This window comes from Zymomonas mobilis subsp. mobilis ATCC 10988, assembly GCF_000175255.2.
Classification (GTDB): Bacteria; Pseudomonadota; Alphaproteobacteria; order Sphingomonadales; family Sphingomonadaceae; genus Zymomonas; species Zymomonas mobilis.
On record NC_017262.1, the window covers coordinates 221,015 to 246,575 of the forward strand.

General features: G+C 47.7%; 20 protein-coding genes and 2 tRNA genes. 10 read left to right on the forward strand and 12 right to left on the reverse strand.

The window, feature by feature from the left end; translation table 11 throughout:
• Nucleotides 1-40: 40 nt before the first annotated feature.
• Nucleotides 41-804, forward strand: a protein-coding gene (locus ZMOB_RS09755) for an IS5 family transposase (RefSeq protein WP_099045773.1) whose coding sequence is annotated in 2 segments (ribosomal slippage) — nucleotides 41-374 and nucleotides 374-804 — 765 coding nt in all. Because the reading frame shifts where the segments join, the coding sequence is not laid out codon by codon here.
• A 94-nt stretch (nucleotides 805-898) separates the two neighbouring features.
• Here ZMOB_RS09755 and ZMOB_RS01035 read toward each other — a convergent pair.
• The 3 genes from ZMOB_RS01035 to ZMOB_RS01045 form a co-directional block, all read right to left on the reverse strand.
• Nucleotides 899-1,447: a CinA family protein gene (locus tag ZMOB_RS01035; RefSeq protein ID WP_224453008.1), complete on the reverse strand. Its 549-nt coding sequence runs from the start codon at nucleotides 1,445-1,447 to the stop codon at nucleotides 899-901.
• A 142-nt stretch (nucleotides 1,448-1,589) separates the two neighbouring features.
• Complete coding sequence (locus ZMOB_RS01040) at nucleotides 1,590-2,147, reverse strand: hypothetical protein (protein ID WP_012816957.1); 558 nt, start codon at nucleotides 2,145-2,147, stop codon at nucleotides 1,590-1,592.
• A complete protein-coding gene (locus ZMOB_RS01045; RefSeq protein WP_014500382.1) occupies nucleotides 2,141-3,301 on the reverse strand; it encodes a bifunctional 2-C-methyl-D-erythritol 4-phosphate cytidylyltransferase/2-C-methyl-D-erythritol 2,4-cyclodiphosphate synthase in 1,161 nt (386 codons plus the stop codon). Before ZMOB_RS01045 ends, ZMOB_RS01040 begins: the two co-directional genes overlap by 7 nt.
• Before the next feature lie 151 nt (nucleotides 3,302-3,452).
• On the opposite strand from ZMOB_RS01045, the gene dusB reads away from it, so the two are divergent.
• The 4 genes from dusB (at nucleotide 3,453) to ntrX (ending at nucleotide 8,669) form a co-directional block, all read left to right on the forward strand.
• Complete coding sequence (dusB, locus tag ZMOB_RS01050) at nucleotides 3,453-4,478, forward strand: tRNA dihydrouridine synthase DusB (RefSeq protein WP_012816959.1); 1,026 nt, start codon at nucleotides 3,453-3,455, stop codon at nucleotides 4,476-4,478.
• A gap of 12 nt (nucleotides 4,479-4,490) precedes the next feature.
• Nucleotides 4,491-4,805: a helix-turn-helix domain-containing protein gene (locus tag ZMOB_RS01055; RefSeq protein WP_011240953.1), complete on the forward strand. Its 315-nt coding sequence runs from the start codon at nucleotides 4,491-4,493 to the stop codon at nucleotides 4,803-4,805.
• A 133-nt stretch (nucleotides 4,806-4,938) separates the two neighbouring features.
• Complete coding sequence (locus tag ZMOB_RS01060; RefSeq protein WP_014500383.1) at nucleotides 4,939-7,242, forward strand: sensor histidine kinase; 2,304 nt, start codon at nucleotides 4,939-4,941, stop codon at nucleotides 7,240-7,242.
• Nucleotides 7,242-8,669 (forward strand): nitrogen assimilation response regulator NtrX, encoded by a 1,428-nt coding sequence (ntrX, locus tag ZMOB_RS01065; protein ID WP_014500384.1) that lies wholly within the window; start codon nucleotides 7,242-7,244, stop codon nucleotides 8,667-8,669. Before ZMOB_RS01060 ends, ntrX begins: the two co-directional genes overlap by 1 nt.
• A 469-nt stretch (nucleotides 8,670-9,138) precedes the next feature.
• Here the strand turns inward: ntrX and ZMOB_RS01070 are convergent.
• Nucleotides 9,139-9,225 (reverse strand) — tRNA-Leu (locus ZMOB_RS01070).
• 256 nt (nucleotides 9,226-9,481) lie between these two features.
• Here ZMOB_RS01070 and ZMOB_RS01075 point away from each other — a divergent pair.
• Complete coding sequence (locus ZMOB_RS01075) at nucleotides 9,482-9,823, forward strand: integration host factor subunit alpha (RefSeq protein ID WP_011240950.1); 342 nt, start codon at nucleotides 9,482-9,484, stop codon at nucleotides 9,821-9,823.
• Between the two features lie 85 nt (nucleotides 9,824-9,908).
• Nucleotides 9,909-10,301 carry a MerR family transcriptional regulator gene (locus ZMOB_RS01080; RefSeq protein ID WP_252507021.1) on the forward strand — a complete coding sequence of 131 codons (393 nt, stop codon included), beginning with the start codon at nucleotides 9,909-9,911 and terminating at the stop codon, nucleotides 10,299-10,301.
• A gap of 249 nt (nucleotides 10,302-10,550) precedes the next feature.
• Here ZMOB_RS01080 and ZMOB_RS01085 read toward each other — a convergent pair whose 3' ends face one another.
• The 4 genes from ZMOB_RS01085 to ZMOB_RS01100 form a co-directional block, all read right to left on the reverse strand.
• Nucleotides 10,551-11,222: a glutathione S-transferase family protein gene (locus ZMOB_RS01085; protein WP_011240948.1), complete on the reverse strand. Its 672-nt coding sequence runs from the start codon at nucleotides 11,220-11,222 to the stop codon at nucleotides 10,551-10,553.
• 79 nt (nucleotides 11,223-11,301) lie between these two features.
• Nucleotides 11,302-15,897 (reverse strand): glutamate synthase large subunit, encoded by a 4,596-nt coding sequence (gene gltB / locus ZMOB_RS01090; RefSeq protein WP_014500386.1) that lies wholly within the window; start codon nucleotides 15,895-15,897, stop codon nucleotides 11,302-11,304.
• A gap of 101 nt (nucleotides 15,898-15,998) precedes the next feature.
• On the reverse strand, nucleotides 15,999-17,471 hold the full coding sequence (locus ZMOB_RS01095; RefSeq protein WP_011240946.1) for an NAD(P)-dependent oxidoreductase: 1,473 nt from the start codon (nucleotides 17,469-17,471) through the stop codon (nucleotides 15,999-16,001).
• Nucleotides 17,472-17,628: 157 nt separating this feature from the next.
• A complete protein-coding gene (locus tag ZMOB_RS01100) occupies nucleotides 17,629-18,432 on the reverse strand; it encodes an undecaprenyl-diphosphate phosphatase (protein WP_011240945.1) in 804 nt (267 codons plus the stop codon).
• A 110-nt stretch (nucleotides 18,433-18,542) separates the two neighbouring features.
• On the opposite strand from ZMOB_RS01100, the gene ZMOB_RS01105 reads away from it, so the two are divergent.
• Nucleotides 18,543-18,630: transfer RNA gene (locus ZMOB_RS01105), tRNA-Leu, on the forward strand.
• 223 nt (nucleotides 18,631-18,853) lie between these two features.
• Here ZMOB_RS01105 and ZMOB_RS01110 read toward each other — a convergent pair.
• Together ZMOB_RS01110 and ZMOB_RS01115 are read right to left on the reverse strand one after the other, a co-directional pair.
• Nucleotides 18,854-19,474 carry a UdgX family uracil-DNA binding protein gene (locus ZMOB_RS01110; protein ID WP_011240944.1) on the reverse strand — a complete coding sequence of 207 codons (621 nt, stop codon included), beginning with the start codon at nucleotides 19,472-19,474 and terminating at the stop codon, nucleotides 18,854-18,856.
• Nucleotides 19,475-19,604: 130 nt separating this feature from the next.
• Nucleotides 19,605-20,930 (reverse strand): NAD(P)/FAD-dependent oxidoreductase, encoded by a 1,326-nt coding sequence (locus tag ZMOB_RS01115; RefSeq protein ID WP_011240943.1) that lies wholly within the window; start codon nucleotides 20,928-20,930, stop codon nucleotides 19,605-19,607.
• A gap of 264 nt (nucleotides 20,931-21,194) precedes the next feature.
• Between ZMOB_RS01115 and ispZ the strand changes: the two genes are divergently transcribed.
• Nucleotides 21,195-21,797: a septation protein IspZ gene (gene ispZ / locus ZMOB_RS01120; protein ID WP_011240942.1), complete on the forward strand. Its 603-nt coding sequence runs from the start codon at nucleotides 21,195-21,197 to the stop codon at nucleotides 21,795-21,797.
• A 4-nt stretch (nucleotides 21,798-21,801) separates the two neighbouring features.
• Here the strand turns inward: ispZ and ZMOB_RS01125 are convergent, their stop codons facing one another.
• Nucleotides 21,802-23,049, reverse strand: coding sequence for an MFS transporter (locus tag ZMOB_RS01125; RefSeq protein WP_252507292.1), 1,248 nt, complete (start codon nucleotides 23,047-23,049; stop codon nucleotides 21,802-21,804).
• A gap of 363 nt (nucleotides 23,050-23,412) precedes the next feature.
• Here ZMOB_RS01125 and ZMOB_RS01130 point away from each other — a divergent pair, with 363 nt between their 5' ends.
• The gene (locus ZMOB_RS01130) at nucleotides 23,413-24,708 is read left to right on the forward strand and encodes a hypothetical protein (RefSeq protein ID WP_011240940.1); all 1,296 of its coding nucleotides are present in this window, start codon (nucleotides 23,413-23,415) and stop codon (nucleotides 24,706-24,708) included.
• Between the two features lie 232 nt (nucleotides 24,709-24,940).
• Here the strand turns inward: ZMOB_RS01130 and ZMOB_RS01135 are convergent, their stop codons facing one another.
• Nucleotides 24,941-25,423: an Lrp/AsnC family transcriptional regulator gene (locus ZMOB_RS01135; RefSeq protein ID WP_011240939.1), complete on the reverse strand. Its 483-nt coding sequence runs from the start codon at nucleotides 25,421-25,423 to the stop codon at nucleotides 24,941-24,943.
• Between the last annotated feature and the right edge of the window lie 138 nt (nucleotides 25,424-25,561).

The following is a 25,561-nucleotide window of genomic DNA, read 5'->3' on the forward strand; positions in this document are numbered from 1 at the left end:
GGCTGTTGTGATTCACAGGTTTACCGATGGAGGTGAAGCTGTGAGTGACGTGTTTTTGCTGTCTGAGCACCAGATGGAACGGATTAAGCCGTTTTTTCCACTGGCGCATGGTGTGCCGCGTGTCGATGACCGTCGTGTCCTGAGCGGGATCGTTTACGTGATCCGCAACGGCCTTCAGTGGAAAGACGCCCCGAAAGCGTATGGCCCGCACAAGACTTTATACAACCGGTTTATCCGGTGGAGCCGCCTGGGTGTCTTTGACCGGATCTTCGTCGCCCTGACGGAGCAGGCAGGCCGTTCGAAGCGTCTGATGATCGATGCAACACATCTGAAAGCACACCGGACAGCGGCCTCCCTGCTCAAAAAGGGGCTTTTCCCCGCCATATCGGACGCACGAAAGGCGGACTGAACTCAAAGCTTCACGCTGTATGCGATAGTCAGGGCCGCCCTGTCCGGCTGCATCTGACCGCAGGTCAGGTCAGTGACTTCAAAGGCGCGGATGTTCTGCTGGCAAATCTGCCGGAAGAAACACAAGAAATTCTCGGGGACCGGGGATACGACAGTAATAAAATCAGACAGTCTCTCGCAGACCGGAATATCACCGCCTGTATTCCGCCGAAGAAGAACCGGAAATCAAAGCCGCCTTACGACTGGCATCTGTATAAAAAGCGTCACCTCATCGAAAATATGTTCGCAAAGCTCAAAGACTGGCGGCGTGTCGCAACACGATACGACCGGTGCGCTCACACATTCATGTCAGCAATCCATATCGCAGCAAGTTTCATCTTCTATCTCAAAGAATGAGTCCTGAGCCTAGGTCTGGTCTTTCTTCGCTTCTAAAAACGAAGAAAGACAACCTTACTTTCCAATTATTCGCCAGCCAAATGGCCGTCAGTTTTTAACCTTGAGAGATCGACGCATCCGGCATTAACAGGCTGAGGGCGCATAAAGCTGCCTGTAAACGGATACCGGAACGCCCTAAATCTCCGAAAGATTTCTGTTCCGCAACGACTTCATTCGGATCAGCATCCCGTCTTGCCCGTGCAAAAACAACGGTGCCAACGGGTTTTCTTTCATCGCCGCCGGTCGGGCCCGCAATACCTGTAATCGCAACCGCAATATCAGCATCGCTTTTTTCAACGGCATTCCGTGCCATTGCCCAAGCAACCGCCAAAGAAACAGAGCCAAAGGTTTCGATGACGTCCTGACTAATATTCAGAAGGTCTATTTTTGCCTGATTGGCATAGGTCACAAATCCGGCATCAAAGACATCAGAAGCCCCCGGAACCTCGGTCAAGGCCGCCATTACCAAACCACCGGTGCAGCTTTCTGCAACGGCAATACGCTGACCGGCTGCACGATTGGCATCGATCACCAAGCTGGCGCGGGTTACCAATTCATTCGGTAAATTATAATGGACATTTTCCTGCGGCTGGTTTTCTTCCATATTTTGGATAGTTTTTTGTAATTCTTCACTATCCTGGGCAGAAATATCCTGCTGTTCTGCCTTTTGCTGAAGCGCTTCTTTCTCGGTATCAGAAGGCTGCGAGGACAGGCCATCCGTCTGGTTATTGTCCATAGTCATCGGTTTAATCTCCCGAACAAATATCAAAAGGCAAAATACGTCCAACCTTGCCAATTTTCTTAATCAAGGCGAATGTGGAAACAGAAACATCCCCGATTTTATTGGCGGGTTGTTCTGCTACAAATGGCAAAAAGCCATTTACGATTTCACAGGATTGCGGCTTCATCTTTTGGCTGACGATATCGGAAACCATGGTTTCAATCGCAGCTCTTTTGCCCGCATCTCCCATATCGGCCACAGCCGACCCGCCCAGCCGTTCAAAAGCGGCTTTTGCCTTAGGCCAGTCGGTTTCACTTTCCTGACGAAAGCGCTTGCTAAGGGTCGCTTCCTGCTTCAGCAAATAGGAATCGCTATCCAGCACTGAAGAACATTGCTGTTTTGCGCCTTGCAGCAAGCCCGGTAAAGCTGTTTCCATCAAAGCCTGCGCTTCGGCATGAGTCATACATTGACTCTGGCTCCCTGCGGCCTCGGTGGCAGCAGCCATAGCGCCCGTCCCAAACATGCAGGCAACAAGCGCTATCGAGTGACGAATAACCGGATTCATGGAATAACTAATTAGCACAAAATATCCGGCAAGCGAATACTGGTAACCGCTTGGGCAGCGATCCCTTCTTTGCGGCCTGTAAAACCAAGCTTTTCAGTTGTCGTTGCTTTGATGCTGACCCTTTGTTCAGGAAGCCCCAGAATCTGGGCAATATGCTTACGCATGGCTGGTCGATAAGGCCCCACTTTCGGCGCTTCACAGATAACCGTTACATCCGCATGGTCAATGATAGCTCCGGCTTTCTTGGCAAGCGCAACAGCATATTCAAGGAATTGGGTCGAATTTGCACCCTTCCATTGTGGATCACTTGGCGGAAAATGGGTTCCGATATCGCCATCAGCAATCGCCCCCAGCAAAGCATCTGTCAAAGCATGGAGTGCGACATCGGCATCGGAGTGACCGGCAAGACCATGGTCATGCGGAATTTTGATGCCACCCAACATAATATGGTCACCAGCTTCGAAACAATGAACATCGAAACCTGAACCGCAAACAGAAATCATTTTTTCAGTCATTTGAGCCTCGGCTACAGAAAAATCAGCAGGATAGGTCAGTTTCTCGAGTAGTCTATCGCCTGTTACCAAGGCAATTTTTTTACCAAAAGCGCGGACAACCTGCGCATCATCTGTTGGTTCATCGCTGCCTGTCCATGCCTGATGTGCAGCGATCACGGTCTCAAGATCAAAGGCTTGCGGGGTTTGAACGCGATGGAACAGATTGCGGTCAACGGCTTCGACTTCTTGATTAACAAGAGTATCAACAACTGGCAAAACGGGTATCGCTGCCTTAGACGATTTCAAGGCGTCAAGTAGGCGATCAATCACTGTTTTGGGTAAAAAAGGGCGGGCGGCATCATGAATCAAAACCCGTTTGTAACCACGGTCATGTGCGGCCTTCAAACCATTAATCACAGAATCGCGCCGAAAAACACCACCGATCACTGGCTGCGGTAAATCTCGGTCTCCGACAGCCTCTTGATATAACGCCTGATGCCCGTCCGCGATAACGACTTGTACCGTATCAATTTCGGGATGGGCGAGCAGGTTATCAATCGCATGTGCCAGAATAGCTTTACCAGCGATCTGCCGATATTGCTTTGGCAGGCCTTCACCTGCACGTTTACCCTGACCGGCCGCCACAATAAGCGCTATATTATCTGTTCTTTTCATCATTACCCGCCGAGCCTTAAGCCTTTTCTGAATGCTTGCAATAGAGTTATCGCTTCCTTGAATTGCCGTTTTTATGCAATAGTTGGCCTTTTATAAAGCCTTTTCAGCCAAGGAAAGCTTGTCTGATTTTTGAAAGCAAGCTAACCATAACCGCATGAACAGCCCTGAACATAATCCTACCCATAATCTGATTTCGCCTATTCAGATAGGCTCTGTCCGAATTGATAATCCGGTTATTCTAGCTCCGATGACAGGCGTTACGGATTTGCCTTTTCGTCGGATTGTCCGCCGTTATGGTTCGGGATTGAATGTGACGGAAATGATTGCCAGTCAGGCGATGATTCGGGAAACGCGCCAATCGTTACAAAAATCGACATGGGATCCCTCTGAAGAGCCCATTTCGGTTCAGTTGGTTGGCTGCACACCGGATGATATGGCCGAATCAGCCAAACTGAATCAGGATCGTGGTGCCGCTATTATTGACATCAATATGGGCTGTCCTGTCAGAAAAGTTGTCAGCGGTGATGCTGGCTCTGCTTTAATGCGTGATTTGAAACTGGCGGCCTCGATTATCGAAGCAACTGTCAAAGCGGTTTCTCTTCCTGTCACCTTAAAAATGCGGATGGGCTGGGACCTAAACAGTCTGAATGCACCAGAACTTGCGCGTATTGCCCAAGATATCGGGGTTCAGATGGTAACGGTGCATGGCCGTACTCGTAACCAGCTTTATAAAGGTCATGCGGATTGGGCTTTTGTTCGCCAAGTCAAAGACGCTGTGTCGATACCTGTTATTGTGAATGGCGATATCAATAGCCTTGATGATGCTAAAACAGCCCTGCAACAATCCGGTGCTGATGGCATTATGGTTGGACGAGGCAGCTATGGTAAACCGTGGCTTTTATCCCAGTTGATGCAGGGATTGACTGATGGTGAAATGGAAAAAGCACCGTCGATAGATGAACAATATCGCACCATTACCGAACATTATGACCATATGTTAAGCTATTACGGTACGATCACGGGCGTCAATATCGCTCGCAAACATATCGGATGGTATACCAAAGGCCTGCCTGCTTCGGCAGAATTTCGGAATAAAATCAACCGTGAAGAAGACCCCGACAGGGTAAAAGAAATGCTGGCCGAATTTTACCGACCTTGGCTCAGCCAAATAGCCGCCTGACGGATTGATTTTATGGGAAATATTAAAAAAACGACAGAAATAACACTGCCGCTCCATCTGGGCGGCGGCAAGGTCGCTGTGCCGGAACATGGGCTGGCTGATGCGATGGAAGCCCATTTACTGTATTATTTTGCTGTTTTCGGGGAAAGCTTACCACCGGACGGTTTGTGGGAACATATCCTTGGCGAGGTAGAAAAACCTTTGCTTAAAGTTGCCTTACGGGCTGTCGGCGGCAATCGGATCAAAGCCGCAAAATTGCTTGGCATCAACCGAAATACCCTCCGTCAAAAATGTCTAAATCGCCATGTCGATCCCGACAATCTTTAGAATGGGCGAAAGATATTCTTTGTTATAAAATCGATTTGTCTTTCTTGAAATTTTGATTTCAGCCAAAAAATATATCAAATTAAATCTGATTGTGTTTTGATTGCATCGTCTTTGTAGTATCGTTGCAACGATGATGGAGGATAGCGCTATAGAAAGCACCGAAAAGACAGAGGTAGATCGGGAAAAAATCCGATTATGGCCTCTTTCCAAAAGAAAGCTTTATTATTTTCTCTATCGCCGCTTTCCTGCATGGGCGGAGACGCTTACCTTTGTCGCCTGTCTGGTTATTGCTTTTTTTAGCTATAGACTGACTGTTTATCACGGGACACCTGCAAAACCGCTTAGCCCCCTTGTGATCGCTCTGTTACTGGTTGCCAATCTGGTGCCAGCAATGATGTTGATGGTTTTGTTGGCGAGAAGGCTCGCTTTGAGGCGGGCAGCCAAATCTCCATTGGGTGGGCGAGGGCGGCTTCATGTCCGTTTGGTCGCTATTTTCTCTATTGTTGCGGCCGTTCCGACCCTGTTAGTGGTTATTTTTGCCTCACTATTATTTCAATACGGGGTTTCTTTCTGGTTTTCGGATAGCGCACGTACGATTCTTGCCAATGCTGATCGCGTTGCTCAATCCTATGTAAAGGAAAATACCGATCGTATTATTGGCGATTTGAACGCAATGCCCAATGATTTTAGGGCAGCGTTATCGCAAGCCCCCATTGAAGATCCACGTTGGAGCCGCTTTATCTTTATGCAGCTTATCAACCGTGGTTTGAATGAAGTCGCTCTTTTACAGATGCCGCCTTCGGATACGGGCGCGCCGATTATGTTGGCAGGGGCGCTTACCGATACGCGTCCATTGGAAAACCGCCTTCCGGCGAAGATGATTTCTTTGCTACGGGATAAACAGGCACATACATCTATTTCTTCCGGCGACCGGATCGAAGCGGCAATTTTGCTCGATGCCCATTCCAGACTCTATATCTATATTTCTCGCCAGCTTGACCCTGTTGTTCTGTTGCAGGCCTCTCGTGCTAAAACGGCTTTGGGGGATTATAACCGTCTGGTCGAAAGTTCGCGTGTTTTACAAATTCGTTTTAACGGGGCATTATTGGTTGTCTCGTTGTTGATTGTCGCCATTGCGATTTATATTGCCTTTGTGGTCGCAGACCGTATCGTCCGGCCTATCTCTCATATGGTGGAAGCTGTCCGTCGCATTGGCTCCGGTGATCTTGGCGCGCGCACTCATCTGAAACATAATCGTGATGAAATCGGGACACTGGGCTTTGCCTTTAACCGCATGGCGAACAAGCTTGAAGAACAGACTAATACCTTGATGTCTGTCAATTATTTGCTTGATAGCCGCCGTGCTTTTACGGAAGCCGTCTTGTCGGGCGTTTCTGCTGGCGTTCTGTCAGTTAACAGCCAACACACCATTCAGCTTGTCAATCTTTCAGCACAAAAGCTGTTAAAGGCCGATGAAAAAATCCTAATTGGTGAGAAACTCGATAATATCGCCCCTGAATTAGATAGCCTACTGGCACAGCAGGCAGGGGACAGTATTGTCCATATTCTGGTCGATAATGAACCCCGCACTTTCGCAGTCAGGGTTGTCAGAGCCGCTGATAATCATGTTCTGACTTTTGATGATATTACCCAGCAATTGGCGGATCAGCGTTCAGCGGCTTGGGCAGATGTTGCTCGTCGAATTGCCCATGAAATCAAGAACCCGCTTACACCGATTCAGCTCGCTGCCGAAAGATTGCAACGCCGTTACGGGCGTCAGATTACTTCGGATGAAGAAACTTTTAGCCGTCTGACCAGTACTATTGTCAGACAAGTCGGGGATTTACGGCGGATGGTGGATGAATTTTCATCCTTTGCCCGAATGCCCAAGCCTGTATTCAGGAAAGAGGCCATAAGCGATATTGGCCGTCACGCGCTATTCTTGCACGAGGTTGCTCACCCGCAAATAGGCTTTGTGTTTGAAGCACAGGAAGACTTGCCGCTCATGGTTTGTGATCAACGGCAATTAGGACGGGCTTTGACTAATCTGGTCAAAAATGCTGTTGAGGCTATCGAAGAAAATGATCGCGGCGGCTCTGGCCATGTCTGGATGACTTTAAAACGGGAAGATAGCCATTTGATTATAGAGGTTGCCGATGATGGTATCGGTCTGCCAAAAGAGCGGGAAAGACTGACCGAACCTTATATGACAACCCGTGTTCGTGGCACCGGACTGGGCTTGGCTATTGTTAAAAAGATTGTTGAGGAACATGCCGGAACATTGACTTTTTCAGACCGCGAAGGTGGCGGAACAATCGTGCGTCTTTCTTTTGATCTGGTGGCTCTTGCGCCGGTAACAATCGAAAGTGTAGCAGAAAAGGGGATAGGTAATCAGGAACCCGCTATTCCCGGACTTACCCGATCAAGGAGCGAATAATGGCGCTAGAAATTCTGGTCGTTGATGACGAAATGGACATTCGTGAACTGGTAGCGGGGGTTCTTGATGATGAAGGCTATGCCACAAGAACGGCTGCGGACAGTGATGCGACTTTACAGGCTTTAGCAGAAAGACGGCCTTCGCTGGTTTTACTGGATGTCTGGTTAAAAGGTTCGAAACTGGACGGTCTCGAATTATTGGAAGAAATCAAACGGCGTGATCCGACTTTGCCGGTGCTGGTTATTTCCGGCCATGGCAATATTGACACGGCTGTAACGGCTATCCGACAAGGTGCCGTTGATTTCATCGAGAAACCCTTTGAAGCCGAACGGTTACTATTGCTTGTCGAAAGAGCAACCGAAACCGAAAGATTGCGGCAGGAAAACGCTTCTTTAAAGGCCAAAATCGGCCATACTGAAGAATTAACCGGCAATTCCAGTGCGATCAATCACGTGCGGGCTACGTTGAAACGGGTTGCAGGCACGGGCAGCCGCGTCCTTATAACAGGGCCTGCTGGGGTCGGGAAAGAGGTCGCCGCCCGATTGCTCCATATGTGGAGTCCTCGTGCCGCTGCACCCTTTATTGTCGTTTCGGCGGCATGGATGGAACCAGAACGGGTCGAAGAAGAATTATTCGGCGTAGAAGATAGTCAAGGTGTGGTTCGCCCCGGCTTATTGGAAAAAGCTCATGGGGGAACACTGTTTCTTGATGAAATCGCGGATATGCCCATTCCGACACAGGCCAAGATTTTACGAGTTCTGACTGATCAGAGCTTTATGCGGGTCGGTGGCGAAAGGATGGTCAAGGTCGATGTCCGTGTTGTCTCCGCTACGGCGCGGGACTTAGCACGCGAAATCGCTGAAGGCCGTTTCCGTGAAGATTTATATTATCGCCTAAATGTCGTTCCGGTGCATTTACCGGCTTTGGCCGATCGCCGCGAAGATATTCCAGTGCTGATCGACTATTTTGTGGCGCATTATGCAACAGAACGGCGTGTGGCTACCCCACAGGTATCAGAAGAAGCGCTGGCAGCCTTACAGGCCTATGACTGGCCAGGTAACGTCAGACAGCTTCGTAATGTGGTTGAACGGACGATTATTCTGGCACCGGGCGATCGTTTAAGCCGGATTGATGTCGATATGCTGCCTTCCGAAGTGCTGGGCGATCAAAACAGCTTGACCGCAGACGGGCAATCCACCCGCTCGATTATCGGCACGCCATTAAGAGAAGCACGCGAAACCTTTGAACGGGAATATCTGCGGGTGCAAATTCGCCGTTTCTCAGGCAATATCTCTCGAACAGCTTCTTTTATTGGTATGGAGCGCTCGGCTCTACATCGTAAGTTAAAAAGCCTTGGTCTTGCCGAACCTCGTAACGCCAATGCCGCGACCAGCAACAATGATAATAATGATAATAACGAAGGATAAGTCCTGCATCCTCAATTGAGCTCATTATTTTAGCCTCCAGTTAAAATACTGGGGGCTTTTTTATTGTGGCCATCTTGGCAGATTTGTAACATCGAAGCTCGCTGCTATGCTGAATTTTATCAGCAAAGCTCCAATCCAAAGCGTTCAGCAGCCATCTTTCTAGTCTAGTGATAAAATCTTACTAGGATTTAACCCTCTTATCTCTGATAAAAGTGCCAGAATATTATAGCCTGCCATAAAGAATTTGGAAAAACGCTATTCCGACCAGGTAGGTGTGCTCTATTTTGCACGAAGACATTCTTGTTTTAGGAAATAGTAGTGGCGCTGCCACTAGAAGGGCAGGGTAAATTTTTTCAAAGAAATTTTGAAAAGCCAAGACGATCCCAGCCAGCTTCGGTAAAAGCAGATTATATATTATAATTTTGGGGAAAGCCTATAAGCCTCTGAAAAAAGAGGCTTTTTAGAAAATTGGTGCGGTCGAGAAGACTCGAACTTCCACGGCCTTTCGGCCACAACGACCTCAACGTTGCGCGTCTACCAGTTCCGCCACGACCGCACTCTATGTAAGCCATTTCAGAGCATCTGCTCTTCCATGTTGGTAGGAGCACACCTTTAGCAGGGCTTTTCAAAGCTTGCAACCATTTTACGCTATTTATCTCTATTTTTTGTGTTTTTTTATCTTTTTGCCCCTAATCGGATCGAAATCAGGCCTTATTTCCAAAGCTGACCCGCTTTTTTTGCTAGGCTATTGAAAACGCAAATAATTAGAATCACCTACTTGCGTTGATAGCTGAAGAGAGGATATTCTCTTTATGAATAAACGCTATGATAACCGCACAAACGGACAGAGCATGCAAGCTGATATCCCAACTTTGACCCGCGCCGATATTACCGACATGCTTTACCATGAAGTAGGTTTGTCGCGGGCAGATTCCGCCAAGATGATCGAACAAATGCTTGGTCACATTACAGATGCCCTGAAAAAAGGTGAAAATGTCAAAATATCTGGTTTTGGCAGCTTTATTCTCAGGGATAAAAATGAACGTGTTGGCCGTAATCCCAAAACAGGGATCGAGGTTCCTATCGCACCAAGGCGGGTTCTGACTTTCCGTGCCAGCCAGTTGATGCGCCAGCGGATTATCAAGGGAGCCTAACTTGTCTGATCGCGATGCCCGTCCTGTTAACGAGGATATCAGGCTAGAAAAGCCTGAAAGAAAAGCGCATCGTCGTCATACGGGTATTTCTCTCTCCCCCCGCCATAAAAGCCATAGTAAAAGTGATCAGGCTTTATTGACGATCAGCGAATTGGCACGCGAATTAGGGGTTGGCTCTCATATATTACGCTATTGGGAAACGCATTTTCCTGATTTGCGACCTTTGCAGCGTGCGGGTAACCGTCGTTACTATCGCCCTGATGATGTCGCTTTGGCACGCCGTATCAATCATCTTTTGAATAATGAAGGTTATACGGTTAAGGGCGCGGTTAAATATCTTTCTTCCGAAGGTCAGAAGGATAATAAAAACGCTTCAGAGGCAGAAGAAAGTCTTATCAAGGCCGGAATATGCCAACAATGGCAAGAAGAACTGCGTTCAATCAGCAGCATGCTCTCTGATGCTCTAACGACGGAATAATTTTTTCGGATAGTTGGCTTCTGATTGATCTATTTTAGCAAAAATAATAAGGGCGGCTTTCACGCCCAAGCCTATAGGGCATATTGTTTGTTCTTAGCTATTCAACGGCTCGATAGAATTGATGCCGTTTTTCTTAACCAAAATCAGCCACTCATATCCTTTAAAATCACAAAATCAGGATCAGTTGCAGAGTAACCGCGTTTCAAGCCTATCCTTTCACAAAGGAAAGGTAGGCTTGCATCATGATAATTAGAAATCTGGCTGGTCGTAATGATCTGGAGGCAAAATAACCTCCATTCTCTCTGCTAAAATAGGTTGGAAAGAAGGGCGGGACTTCATTGCCGCATACCATTCGCGACTATTTTCGTGACCGCGCCAATCAACGCCACCAAGATAATCGGAAACCGAAATTTGTGCCGCTGCCGCAAAATCCGCCAAACTTAAAACAGGCCCCGCCAACCAACGACGATGATCCAATAACCAATCAATATAATCGAGATGGCTATTGGCGTTTTTCATGGCACCCCGCAAAATTGCGGCATCCGGTGCCTGACGATGAACCAACCTTTTCAGCATCCGCTCATTCATTAAAGGCGCGGTGACTTCAAAATAAAGTTTGTTATCAAAGAGAGAAACCAAACGCCTTATTTCAGCCCTATGCACGGCTGTTCCGCTGATAAGCGGCATCCGATCGACTGTTTCTTCCAGAAATTCACAGATAACCTGTGAATCCACCAGAATAACAGGCGCAGAACTATCTACCATAACCGGCGTTTGACCGGCTGGATTCATATCGACGAATTCATCTCTTTTTAGCCATGGGGATTCACGGATCAACTCATAGCCGATCCCTTTTTCACCAAGGAGAAAACGCACCTTTCTGGAAAAAGGGCAAAGAGGAAACTGATAAAGCTGCCACATTAGGGGAACTATAGATAAATACTTCAGGAAAGAAAAGCGGCCAATAAGGCCGCTTTGTCTTTCACTTTGGCTAGAATAATTAGAAGGCGCCTTCTTGCTCTTTTAATTCAGGCTTTCCGGCCTTTCCTTTTTCCTTTTGATCCTCCGTATTTTTTTTGTCGTCCAACGGATATTCCAACCGCCCTAACATTTCTTTCGGGCAAATCTGCCAGAATTTCTGAGACCATAAATCCCATTCATCCAGTACCCGATGTGCCCAAGGACTATCGGTTTTAACCGCATGATCGGCAATCATCGAACGAAGGACGGTTTCCCAATGGGAAGAAGCCAATCTCTGCCAAATGATGTTATCCGGATTGGCGTGGCGCTCGAAACTATTGTCTTCATCCAAAACAAAAGCCATGCCACCGGTCATACCGGCACCGAAATTAGGCCCTACAGAACCTAAAATAACGGCCAGACCACCGGTCATATATTCGCAACCATTGGCGCCACATCCTTCGATAACGGTCTCTGCACCCGAATTGCGAACAGCAAATCTTTCACCCGCCCGCCCGGCGGCGAAAAGCTTACCGGCGGTTGCACCATAAAGAACGGTATTACCGATAATAGTATTGGTATGACCGTCTATCGGTGAAGAAACCGTCGGTCTAACAATAATGGTCGCCCCTGACAGGCCTTTGCCAACATAGTCATTGGCATCACCAAAGACTTCCAAAGTCAGACCTTTAACGCTGAATGCGCCCAAAGATTGACCAGCAGAGCCCCGTAAACGCACATGAACATGACCATCAGCCAAGCTATCCATGCCAAAATTACGGGTAATTTCAGCAGAGAAGCGCGTCCCGATAGCCCGCTGGGTATTGCGGACAGAATAGGTGAGCTGGGTCTTTTCCCGACGCGTAAAGACGGCTTGAGCATCCTGCAACATCTGGGCATCAAGGCTATCTGGAACCGGATTTCTGAAACCATCAATCTGGAAGTAACGCGCTTCGGTATTGGCATCCACCTTGGCAAGAACTGGATTAAGGTCAAGGTCGTCCAAATGGTCAGCACCACGATTGACCTGACTAAGAAGATCGGTCTGACCGATAATCTCTTTCAGGGAACGCACACCCAGCTTGGCCAAAATTTCGCGGACTTCTTCGGCGATGAAGGTCATCAAATTGATAACCCGTTCCGGCGTTCCTATAAATTTCTGCCGCATGGCTTTATCCTGCGTGCAGATACCAACAGGGCATTTATTGGAATGGCATTGCCGCACCATCAAACAACCCATTGCAATCAAGGACAAAGTGCCAATACCGAATTCTTCGGCGCCCAGAATAGCGGCGATCACAATATCGCGTCCGGTTTTCAAACCACCATCGGTTCTTAACTTCACGCGATGTCGTAAACCATTCAAGGTCAGAACCTGATTGGCTTCCGACAGCCCCATTTCCCATGGCGTTCCGGCATATTTAATCGAGGTGAGGGGGGATGCACCCGTACCACCGACATTACCGGAAATCATGATAGAATCGGCATGGGCTTTGGCAACACCTGCCGCAATCGTTCCAATACCTGCTGAAGACACCAATTTCACACCGACACGAGCGTTAGGATTGATCTGCTTTAAGTCATAGATCAACTGCGCAAGGTCTTCGATAGAATAGATATCATGATGGGGTGGCGGTGAAATCAGGGTTACACCTGGGGTCGAGTGCCGCAATTTGGCGATCATATCCGTAACTTTAAAGCCCGGAAGCTGGCCACCTTCACCCGGTTTTGCCCCTTGAGCAACCTTGATTTCGATTTCCTCACAGGCGCCAAGATAGGCCGCCGTCACCCCGAAACGTCCAGATGCCACCTGCTTGATCGGCGAATTGGCATTGTCGCCATTTTCATAAGGATGAAAACGTTCTGGTGCCTCACCACCTTCACCGGAAACCGATTTGGCACCAATGCGGTTCATCGCGATTGCCAGCGTTTCATGTGCTTCTGGTGACAATGCCCCCAAAGACATCCCAGGCGTAATAAAACGACGACGAATTTCAGTGATCGGCTCGACTTCTTCAATCGGAATCGGCTGTTTTGACCAGTTAAACCCAAGTAAATCACGCAAATAAACCGGCGGTAACTGATGCACTTCCTTCGAAAATTCGAGATAGGTCGTATAGCTATCGCTGGATACTGCCTTTTGTAATTTGCGCATCAATTCTGCGGTATAGGCATGGCTGTCGCCGCTAGCACGCTGGCGATAAAAACCGCCTACATCCAAAGCTTTTTTGTTGGCCGCAAAAGCATTCTGATGCCGTAATAGCGCGGAACGCTGCAAAGAGGCGTAACCTTCACCGGAAATCTTGGCGGTCATACCAGGGAATAAATCATTGACCAATGCACGAGATAAACCGACGGCTTCAAAATTATAGGCGCCGCGATAGCTTGAAACAACGGCAATACCCATCTTCGCCATGATCTTCAGCAAACCATTGCAGATAGCATGGTGGTGATTATCAAGGCATTGCTCAAGCGTCATCGTGCCAAACAGCCCTTGGCTGTGACGATAGGCAATCGCAGATTCTGCAAGATAGGCGTTGACCGTCGTTGCTCCGACACCGATCAAAACGGCGACATAATGCGGATCAATACATTCGGAAGCCCGAACATTGATCGACGCATAAGAACGCAAGCCTTTCCGTATCAAATGCGTATGCACGGCGGCGGTAGCCAAGATCATGGCGACAGCAACACGGTCAGAACCGATATGCTCGTCGGTCAGGAATAACTCGCTATGCCCCGAACGGACGGCATTTTCAGCCTGCGTCCGTAAATTGCTGATAGCATGGCGCAGCGCATCGGCGCCATCATCCGGCGAGAAGGTGCAATCGATTTCAACCGCCTGTTCACCGAAATGGTCTTTTAACTGGCACCATTCCGAAGTTTTTAAATAAGGCGTATCGAGCGTTAAAATCTGCTTCTGTTTATTCTCGCTATCGAGAATATTCCCAAGATTACCAAAGCGCGTCGTCAGAGCCATAACCTGCGTTTCGCGCAAGGAATCGATTGGCGGATTGGTTACCTGACTAAAATTCTGGCGGAAAAACTGGCTGGTCAGGCGCGGTTTTTCGGTCAAGACAGCAAGGGGCGTATCATCCCCCATGGAGCCCATGGCCTCTTTTCCAGTTTCAGCCTGTGGAGACAGGACAAGATCCATATCCTCCAAGGTTAAACCCGCAGAAACCTGCCGTTTAATCAGCTCATCGCGATCATAAGGAATAACCGGATCATAGCTTTTCAGATCAAGGTCACTCAGTTTCTTGAAATCTTTAATCCATTCGCCATAAGGCCGTTCACTAGCGATCAGGTCTTTTAACGGACGATCTTCATAAAAACGCCCCTCATCCAAATTGACCGCAATCATTTGACCCGGGCCTAACTGCCCTTTGGCAATGACATTGTTTTCCGGCACAACGACCATGCCGGATTCAGAACCAACGATCAGAAGGTTGTCTTTGGTACGCACCGTACGAAGGGGACGAAGCGCATTACGGTCAACACCGGCAACCGCCCATGAGCCGTCAGTAATCGCGAGAGCAGCGGGGCCATCCCAAGGCTCCATCACCGAAGCCAGATAGCTATACATATCCCGATGGGTTTTAGGCATATCAGGGTTATGCTGCCATGCTTCGGGGATCAGCATCAATTTGGCAGCAGGCGCATGCCGCCCCGCGCGACAAATCGTTTCAAATACCGCATCCAAGGCCGCCGTATCCGAAGCGCCCGCCGGAATAAGGGGCTTAATATCTTCGGAATGCTCGCCAAAGGCGAGGCTAGCCATTTTGATTTCATGGCTCTTCATCCAGTTACGGTTACCGCGAATGGTATTGATTTCACCATTATGCGCTAACATCCGGAAAGGTTGAGCCAACCACCATTGCGGGAAGGTATTGGTTGAATAACGCTGATGGAAAACAGCGACACGACTGACAAAGCGTTCATCCTGAAGATCAGGATAAAAGATTGACAGAGCTTCCGCCAAAAACAGCCCTTTATAGACAATCGAGCGACAAGACAGCGAGCAGATATAAAAATCGTTGATTTGAGCCGCAATCACCTTCTTCTCGATCCGGCGGCGGATCAGATAGAGATTCTTTTCAAATTCAGCTGCGCTCATTTCATCAGGATGAGGGCCTGCGATCATGATCTGTTCGATTTCGGGGCGCGTCCGCATCGCCTTTTCACCGATAACCGATATATCGACCGGAACCTGCCGCCATCCATAGATCCGATAACCGAAATCAATGATTTCAGATTCAACAATCGTGCGGCAAGTCTCTTGAGCCGAAAGGTCGGTTCTCGGCAAAAAGACCATACCGACTGCCAAACGGTTCGGAAGCGGAGCATGGCCGGCATGGGCAATGGCATCATCGAAAAAGCTGGCCGGTAAATCGACATGGATACCGGCACCATCGCCGGTCTTCCCATCAGCATCGACAGCCCCACGATGCCAGACAGCCTTCAAAGCATCAATCGCCGCCGTGACCACCCGACGAGAAGCCTTGCCATCGGTGGCAGCAACCAAGCCGACACCACACGCATCGGTTTCAAATTCGGGGCGATACATGCCTTCTTTGGCGAGGCGTTCGCGCTCGGCAAAGACATCAAAAGAATCGGCAGAAGATTTTATGCTCATGGCTTACTTTTCCCAAGCGACTTAACCTGCCGCTTATTAAAGTTCATTTATATCTCAAGGCTTGGTTGCGGCGCTTCAAAAGATTAAAAACGCCCCCAAGATCAGGCAAAAACAGCTTTCTTTTTGGCCTTGGTCGGTGCGTCCTGTTTGTCCTGCTGGCGGGTTGCTAACCATTGATGCATCTGTTCGCTTGCGACCAGACCGTCACGGATGGCCCAAACCACAAGGCTGGCACCGCGGACAATATCACCAGCAGCAAAGACCCCTTCGATGCTAGTCTGTAATGTGACCGGATCAGCCTCTACGGTTCCCCAAGGGGTAACCGATAATTCCGGCGCATTGAAAAGCGTTGGCAGGTCTTCCGGTGAAAAACCCAAAGCGCAAATGACAAGATCCGCATCCATGTCAAAAAGACGTGCTGGATCAGGTTCAGGAGAACGACGGCCAGAACCATCTGGCGCACCCAGGCGCATTCCACGGACTTTTACAGATTGAACATGGTCTTTTCCGACAAAAGATTCCGGTGCAGATAGCCAGACAAATTCTGCGCCTTCATCCTCGGCATTTTTTACTTCGCGTGCGGAACCGGGCATATTGACTCGATCGCGACGATAGAGGCAGCGGACAGATTCTGCACCCTGACGGATAGCCGTTCTGACGCAGTCCATTGCGGTATCACCACCACCGATAACCACTACTTTTTTACCCTTGGCATCAAGGGTGCCATTATCAAAGGCTTCGACCTTGTCACCAAAAGATTTCCGGTTGGAGCTAATCAGGAAATCCAGCGCATCAACAATACCGTTTAATTCTTTTCCGGGGGTAGCCAGACCGCGGGCTTTATAAACACCGGTTGCGATCAGAATAGCCGCGTGGCGCTCACGCAATTCTTCAAGGCTGGCATCTTTACCGACGTGGAAATTGGTATGGAAGGTGACACCCCCATCGGCTAACCGTTTAACACGGCGTGCAACAATGTCTTTTTCGAGTTTGAAGCCCGGAATACCATAGGTCAAAAGGCCACCGGCACGATCATGGCGATCATAAACATGCACCTGATACCCTTGCTGCCGTAATTTTTCAGCCGCCGTCAATCCGGCAGGCCCTGAACCGATAATACCAACCGAAATACCAAGTTCAGTTATAGGCTGTAAGGGTTCAACCCAACCTTCTTTCCATGCCGTATCGGTGATGTATTTTTCAACCGATCCAATGGTTACAGCGCCATGACCGGAATTCTCAATAACGCAGTTACCTTCACAAAGACGGTCTTGCGGGCAAATGCGGCCACAAATTTCCGGCATGGTCGAGGTTGCACTGGAAAGGGCATAAGCATCCTGCAACCGGCCTTCTGCCGTCATTTTTAGCCAGTCTGGAATATTGTTATGCAGCGGACAGTAAGCTGAACAATAAGGCACCCCACATTGAGAACAACGGGATGCCTGACAGCTCGCCTGTTCGTCAGAGAAAGACCGATAAATCTCGTTAAAGTCTTTGTCTCTTTCCTGTGCTGATCGTTTTTCAGGATAGGCCTGTTTCAGATGAACAAAGGACAGCATTTTATTTTGCGCCATAATCAATTTCCTTCATGACAAGCGACATAATTATTTTTTTCCACCAAGTCACGCACAAAAATACATATAAGGCAGTATTACTGTCCTTGTTTTTGCAAAAAATGATATATTTTCTCAAATTTTCTTTTTGAGAATGAATATTAGTTCCGATTTGAGACTAATTAAACAAGAGAAAAGCAAAAGCTACCAGACCGATAATAATCCGATACCAAGCAAAGGGCGCAAAACCGCGGCGGGTGACGATTTCCAAAAATAATTTGATAACAATCAAGGCCGTCACAAAAGAAATTACAAAGCCAAGGCTGATTTCACCAAAATCCGCGATATGAAGATTGTGACGCTGTTCCCATAATTCTTTGACGGTAGCGGCCAGCATGACCGGAATAGCTAGAAAGAAGCTATATTCAGTGGCTGTTTTACGATCGATACCCAGACATAACGCGCCCATAATCGTGGCACCGGAACGGCTGACCCCGGGGATCATCGCCAGACATTGCGCTAAGCCAACCAGAACGGCTTTGTGAGCCGGAATAGATTGCACCGAGGTATTCTCGGGATGAGATGATTCGCGATCAATGATTAACATCGCGATACCACCGACAAATAAGGCAATTGCAACCACCATTGGTTTTTCCAATAGGGCTTTGACGGCATGATAGGCGATAGCCCCGACAATAACGGTCGGAATAAAACCGCAAAGAATATTTCTGACAAAATGCCATGAAGATGTGGAATGCTGAAACAACCCTTTGGCAATATTCAGGAATCGTTCCCAATAAAAAACGATGACGGCTAAGATAGCGCCGAGTTGGATAATAATATCAAAGCTGGCGGAATTGGCACCATGGGCGCCTAACAGCCTTTCAGCGAGGATAAGGTGACCGGTCGAGGAGACCGGAATAAATTCCGTGACACCTTCCAGAATACCAAGCAAAATAATCGTCAACAAAGAGTCATGCATAAGATAAAGCTGTCCATATTGAGGGTGAGAGCAAAAAAATTTACGCTGCTTTCACATAAATGATTGACAGATGCTAGAGATGTCTACTAAAGACGCGCCACACCCCAAATGCCCAGGTGGTGGAATTGGTAGACGCGCTGGCTTCAGGTGCCAGTGGCCGTTAAGGCCGTGGAAGTTCGAGTCTTCTCCTGGGCACCATCCCTTTCTAGGGATTCTCCCTTGATAGTCTATTAAAGATATGAGCCGTTTTGAGGCTCTTTTTTTTGCCTAAAGCTAAATAGGCTAGAAAACCCCAAATCCACTCAAATAAAGATTTCTAAATCAGAATTTCTGTCTGCTCTTTATTCAATTATATTAACCTTAATCGGGAAAAATCCTTTTTTCTGTCATTTTCTCTCAAAAAGATAACCCACGCAGCTAGTCAGGATGCAGCCAAAAAATTGCGTGCTATGGTCAAATCCTGCTGCATCGCCTGATAGGCTCTCTGCCGACCTTCTTCGCTCGCTTGGCGTAAGATATAAGAAGGGTGATAGGTCACAATGAAAGGTGCCGCTGCTTTTCCCAAGGTCAGAATTTTTCCCCGTAAAGACCCTAAGGTCTGCTTTTTTCCGGTCAAAGCCAGCACCGCCGTCCCGCCTAGGGCTATGGTCAAGCGTGGTTTTAACAAACGCCATTCCTGTCTTAACCAATATCGACAGCAATCTACTTCTTCAGGGGCGGGGGTCTGATGAATACGTCTTTCCCCTTTTAACCAGAATTTGAAATGCTTGACGGCATTGGTCAGATAAATTTCTTCCCTTGGCCAACCGATAGAGGCCATGACCTCATCAAAAACCTGTCCGGCAGGGCCTACGAAAGGCCGTCCCGCTAAATCTTCCTGATCTCCGGGCTGTTCACCCACAAAAATAACTGGGCTTGTGTGAGAGCCTTCACCGCAAACTACCTGTGTTGCTTTTTGGTAAAGAGCGCAGCGCGTGCAGTGATGCAAAGCCTCCGTCAGATCTTCCCATGACGGTGCTTTCTTGACGGCCGCTTCTGACATTTTTCAGCCTATCCTTTGGTCTTTCTTTTAAAAAGGCTCATTACTGGAATAAAAGATAAAAAAACACCTTGTTTCGAATGGAAGTATCCCACCCGAAACAAGGTGCTACAAAAGTCTTCTGCGTCAAATATCAGTATAATTTGACTTTAGGGCGTAACATGCTGTGCGCCATAGCGGCGGCAAGAACAGCCGAGCCTTTGACCCATCCATGAATAGCCAACAAATGCAGGCGATAGAGCGAGTTATAGAAGAAGCGGGCAATCCGGCCTTTAACGACGCGTTTACCAACATTTTTCTTCCCACTCAGGCTTAAATCGCCAATAGCGGCAAACCGGCTAAGGGAAAGCAACGTGCCATAATCGCGATAAGCGAAATCTTTAAGCGGTTCACCTTTCCGCAAACGAACGATATTTTCAAAAACTGTATCGGCCATCTGATGGGCAGCCTGCGCGCGCGGCGGCACTGGGCGTTCAGCTTCAGGCAATTTGCATGAACAGCAATCGCCCATAGCGAAAATACGATCATCCGTCGTGCTTTGTAAGGTTGGCTTCACGATAATCTGGTTGCTGCGGGCAACTTCCAAACCTTCGACCTTGGACAGGAAATCAGGCGCTTTCACCCCAGCCGCCCAAAGCTGGATATCGCTTTCAATGGTCTGGCCATCTTTGGTCTTGATAAAACCTTCACCGGCTTCAACAACCATCGTGTTGGTTTTGATATCAACGCCCAAACGCTGTAAAACCGTATGAGCATCCTCGGCCATAAATTCAGGTAAAGGTGCCAAGATACGAGGGGCTGCCTCGACCAAGGTTACTTGCATACAATTGGCACCGAATTTTTCGAGGCCAAAATTACCCAGTTCAATGGCGGTATTGTATAATTCAGCCGATAATTCGACACCGGTCGCCCCTGCGCCGATAACCGTTACTCTGACTGGTTTTTCCATACCCGGTTGAGCAATCATGGTTCTGGATGCGCTCGCACAAGCGTCAAAGAGATGTTCGCGAAAACGGTCAGCCTGAGCGCGGCTATCCAAAAACAGACAGTTCTCTCTTACACCTGGCGTATTGAAATCATTGGCGACCGAACCCAAGGCCAAAACCAGATAATCATAACGGAGACGTTCCTGATCGCTGATTTTATGGCCTTCTTCATCCACTAAAGGCTCAAGGATGATTTCATGATTTTTACGGTCGATATCTTCCAATGTCCCACGGACATAGTGATATCCCCAATGCTTACCGTGATAACGATAGCTGACTTCATCCAGATCGGCATCTAATGCGCCGGTGGCAACTTCATGGAACAGAGGTTTCCAAACATGGGTTGGGCTACGGTCAACCAGAATGACGTCGGCCTCTTTCCCGAAACGTTCCCCCAAAGCACGCACCAACTGCAATCCACCGGCACCGCCACCCACGACAACAATGCGGTCAGGTCTACCATTCTTCGACATTTGAAACCTCTATTCTCTTCCAAGCGACCCAGCCCCCTTTGGCGTGGTGGTTTGCGAGCCGCCTCAATTACCTTTTGCTGTAACTAACGAAGAACATTCAAATCTGTTTCACATAAATTATAAGTCAAAGTGAAAGTTTTTATTGCTTACTGTGAAACTATCTTTGCCCTTATCCGGTCTCTGTCTTTGATTATCCTAATGGGCTTTGTTTAAAGCGCGCTTTCTCTGATTGACCTTTGGCTTCTTTTCCCGTCAATATGGGTTATGGAAAAACAAACCGATCACTCTTCCCGTAAAACCTCCTCTTCTTCGCCTTCTTTTGTCAAAATGGCGATAGATTACGCTCCGCTTGTGATCTTCTTTTTGGCCTATAAAATGACAGGATTCTTTATAGGTACCATCGCTTTTATGGTCTCGATGATCGTAGCTATAGGGGTTTCCCGTTACAAGCTGGGACGGGTCTCACCGACCTTGTGGCTTTCTTTTGTCTTGATTATGTTCTTTGGCGGTCTGACCTTATGGTTTCATGACCAACGTTTCATTCAGCTTAAGCCCACTATCATCTACAGTTTTTTTGCCGTCATGCTGTTAGGCGGGCGCTTATTGAACAAACCGATGCTGAAATATATTATGGAAGATGCCTTTGATGGCGTGACTGAGAAAGGCTGGCTGATCTTAAGTTTTAACTGGGGCTGCTTTTTTCTCGTTATGGCCTTGCTAAACGAATATCTAAGGACGCATTTCAGTTTTGACGTCTGGCTGACCTTAAAAATCTGGGGCGCGATGATTTTGTCGGCCGTTTTCGGATTTGCCAATATGCCTGTTTTAATCAAAAACGGATTAAATACAGGCAATGGCAAAAATTAAAGACCTAGGCTCTGTAATATTTTTCTATTTTCTGAAGTCGGTACCCTGTCCAAAAAAGGGGCAGGGAAGCTACTGACAGGAAACAGAAGGCGGCTTTCCAGTCTCCATAGGCTTGATGCAAAAAACCAATGAAAAGGGGGCTGGCGGATGCAAAAATATAGCCGACCCCCTGAACAGCAGAAGAAATCCGGCGATTATCATCAAGGTTGCGCGAAAATTGGATTACCGTTGAAAAGATTACGGTAAAACCGCCCCCTGCGGCAAAACCTCCTAAAATAAGCCAGAAAAGCCATAAAGAAGGCAGCCATAAAAGGCCGACTGGCGTGACTAGCCAACATAGCCCGATCAATTTCAGAAGAAAGGCCGACGAAAAACGCTGGCTCAACAGGGGAATACCAAACGATCCTAATAATGCTAAAATCTGAAAAAGAGCGGCGGCAGCACCGGCCTCTGATGATGTCATCTGGTTAGCTTGTCTTAAGAAGCTCGGGATCCAGGCTGTCAGACCATAATAAACGCATAAATGGGCAGCAAAAGAAATAACTAATATCTGGACTAATTGGCGATGAACGGAATCATGGGGGTGATGATCTTTTGCAAGAATATTGGCCGTGGCTTTTTCGGTTTCTTTTTCGCTTGGCAGGGTATCATTGCTATATTCTGCAAATGATTTTTCAGCATAAAAGATCACTAACCACAAAATCAATGCTAGAAAGGCCAGATCAACCCAAGAAGCCAGCGCGGTTTTCCAGCCCCAATAATGCGTCATGGGCGGTGTTAAGGCCGAACTGAGCATGGTTCCGACATTCAACGCCGAAGTATAAAGTCCTGTTACGATATGGGATTTATGAGGGAAATCTTTAGCAATAATCAGCAAGCTGACAATATTCCCGATGGTAAGGGCCATACCGATAATAATCGTACCGCTTATCAACCCGCCAAAGCTACCTGATGCCCGTATTAGGGTGCCAATAATACAGCCCACCAATGTCATCAGAACCGAAAATTTTAAAGACGTTCGGTTAATCAGATAAGAGGCAAGGGGCGTCAAAATTCCGAAACACAGAATAGGAATACTGGTTAATAGTCCAGCGGTCGCGGCATTGATATGAAGGGCTGACCTAATTTCATTTACTATAGGCGGAATAGCTGTCAACGGGCTCCGAAGATTGAATGCCAGAGCAACAAGGGCAATCATTAACCAGATAGTAAAAGCGTTTTTAGAGAAAAGAGGTCGTTTATTCATCATCATATCCGTTTCAACCTACTGCGATTACAGCCGGTTTCTGCGAATGCCTTAAGGCAACGGATATATTTTTCCAGTATGAATCTTTTCTCATCAAAAAAATGATGCTTTTTAACAAAATTTCAATATGTTAGAATTTTGATAGCAACAGGATAAGGGCGTTACCAGCCGAATAGGGTATAAAAAACGACAAATTATATTTATTCGCTGTCATTATAGGTTAGTAAAAACAGTTTAAATAAATATATCTGGACAGAGCGGATACCGCTTTTCGGAATACTCTAACTCAATAGTTATTTGCAGGTTGGTTTCTGACAGGGTAGTCTTAAATCCGATCGTTCTGTGAATATTTACCGGGAGATTGAACGAATGAAATTTGCTTCCAAAATAGCTATGTCGCTCACGCTTGCCCTTGGCGGTGTTTCGCTTATAGCTATTCAGCCTGCTACAGCGAAGAAACATGAAGCCGAAGCTGCCCCTCAACAGGCGGCAAAACCCGGTCAGGATTATGTTCTTACGCCTGCTGTCAGAACAGCCGCAGGTGAAGCGCAGGCCGCTATCAAGGCCAATGATCTCGCAACAGCAGTGGCCAAACTGGATGCTGCCAAGGCGGCTATGGCAACCGATGATGATAAATATGTTGTCGGTTCTCTCGGTTATGATCTGTCCATCGCCAAACAGGATCAAACCTTACAAAATCAATCCATTGATCTCATGCTGGGCAGCGGCAAAGTCAACCAGCGGATGTCTCAAGACACGATCTGGCAGCTTTATGTCAACCAGTCTCAATTGGCTTATGATGCAGGCCAATTCAGAAAGACTGAATTTGACATTGAACAGGCGTTAAAGATCGAAAACGCCAATAACACCCAGCTTTATCCAATGCTGGTTGAAGCCAAGGCCAAACTCAACAAACCGGCCGAAGCTATTGCGGCACTCGAAACGGGCATCCAAAAAATGCAGGCCACTAATCAGGCCGTGCCGGAATCTTGGTTAAAACGCGGTGTGGCTTTGGCCTACAATGCCAAATTACAGCCGGAAACCATCAAATTATGCCAGCAATGGATCGCGTCTTATCCCACGAATGATTCATGGCGCACCTCTTTACAGATTTATCGTGATTTCAACCGGACGCTTGATGGCGATGCTACGCTTGATCTCTTCCGTTTGATGCGGGCTGTGGGAGCCTTAAGTGCAGAAAGCGAATATCTGCTCTATGCTCAGCCGCTTTATATCGGTTACCCGATCGAAGCCGAAACCGTGCTGAAAGAAGGTATCCAGAAGAAAGTTCTCAGTGCAACGGACACCACGGTCAGCAAATGGCTTTCCACCGCTCGCCTGAAAGTGGCCGCTGAAAAAGCCGATCTTGCCAAGGCTGTTGCTCGTGACAGTAAAGCCGCTACTGGCAAAGATGCCTTCACTGATGGTACTTTGGCCTTGGGTGCGGGTGATTACAGCCTTGCGATCAATCTCTTCACCATTGCCAAGAGCAAATCCGGTGTTGACAATGACCTTACCACTTTGCGTTTAGGTATGGCGCAGGCGCTTGCGGGTCAAAAAGATGCAGCCAAAGCCACCTTGGCCACGGTTCAGGGTAGTCGCGCTCCGATCGCACAATTCTGGTCAATCTATGCCGATACCCATGTCGCTACTCCGGCGGCCTGATCTTAAGCATTGAATTTAGACAAAGAAAAACGGGCTGAAAAACTCAGCCCGTTTTTTTTGACAAAAAAAACAGCGAAGCCGCTGTTCAGATATTTTGTCATTTCTTCCGAAGAAGGCACACCGGCAACCGATATAGACCTGAAAAGATTTCAGAAATATTCATGATCGCCAGTGCCTTGATCATTCAAAAAATACTATATTCTTTTCTAAACATATCGGAAGAATGGGGGGATTACTCTTTGGTATCAACAGGAACACCCGGTAAATCTTTGGATGTCCGAATGATCAGAGAGGTCTTGACGCTGGTAACATTGGGGGCAGACGTCAATTGAGAAGTCAGCAAATGCTGGAAAGCCTGCAAGTCATGTGCAACAATTTTAAGAACGAAGTCGATTTCCCCGTTCAGCATGTGGCATTCCCGCACTTCCGGCAGGGTGGCGACATGTTCTTCAAATTGACGCAGATCATCTTCGGCTTGGCTTTTCAAGCTAACCATAGCAAAAACCATAATACCATAGCCTAGGGCATTGGCATTAAGCTGTGCATGGTAACCTTCAATGATGCCAGCTTCTTCAAGGGCACGTACACGACGGAGACAGGGGGGGGCTGTCAATCCTGCTTTACGTGCCAAGTCAACATTCGTGATACGTCCATCATCTTGAAGATTCTCAAGAATCAGACGATCGATTGAATCAAGTGGGTAATTAGCCGTCACGGACTTAGTCCTTCTATTTAATCTTCCGGCTAGATAATAAAATTGCCGAAAAATACAACTTCACTTATGCACGATTATGTAAAAAAAAGCCTCAATTCGATGACTTGATAATTAAATGGGGTAAAATCTGATAAAAAA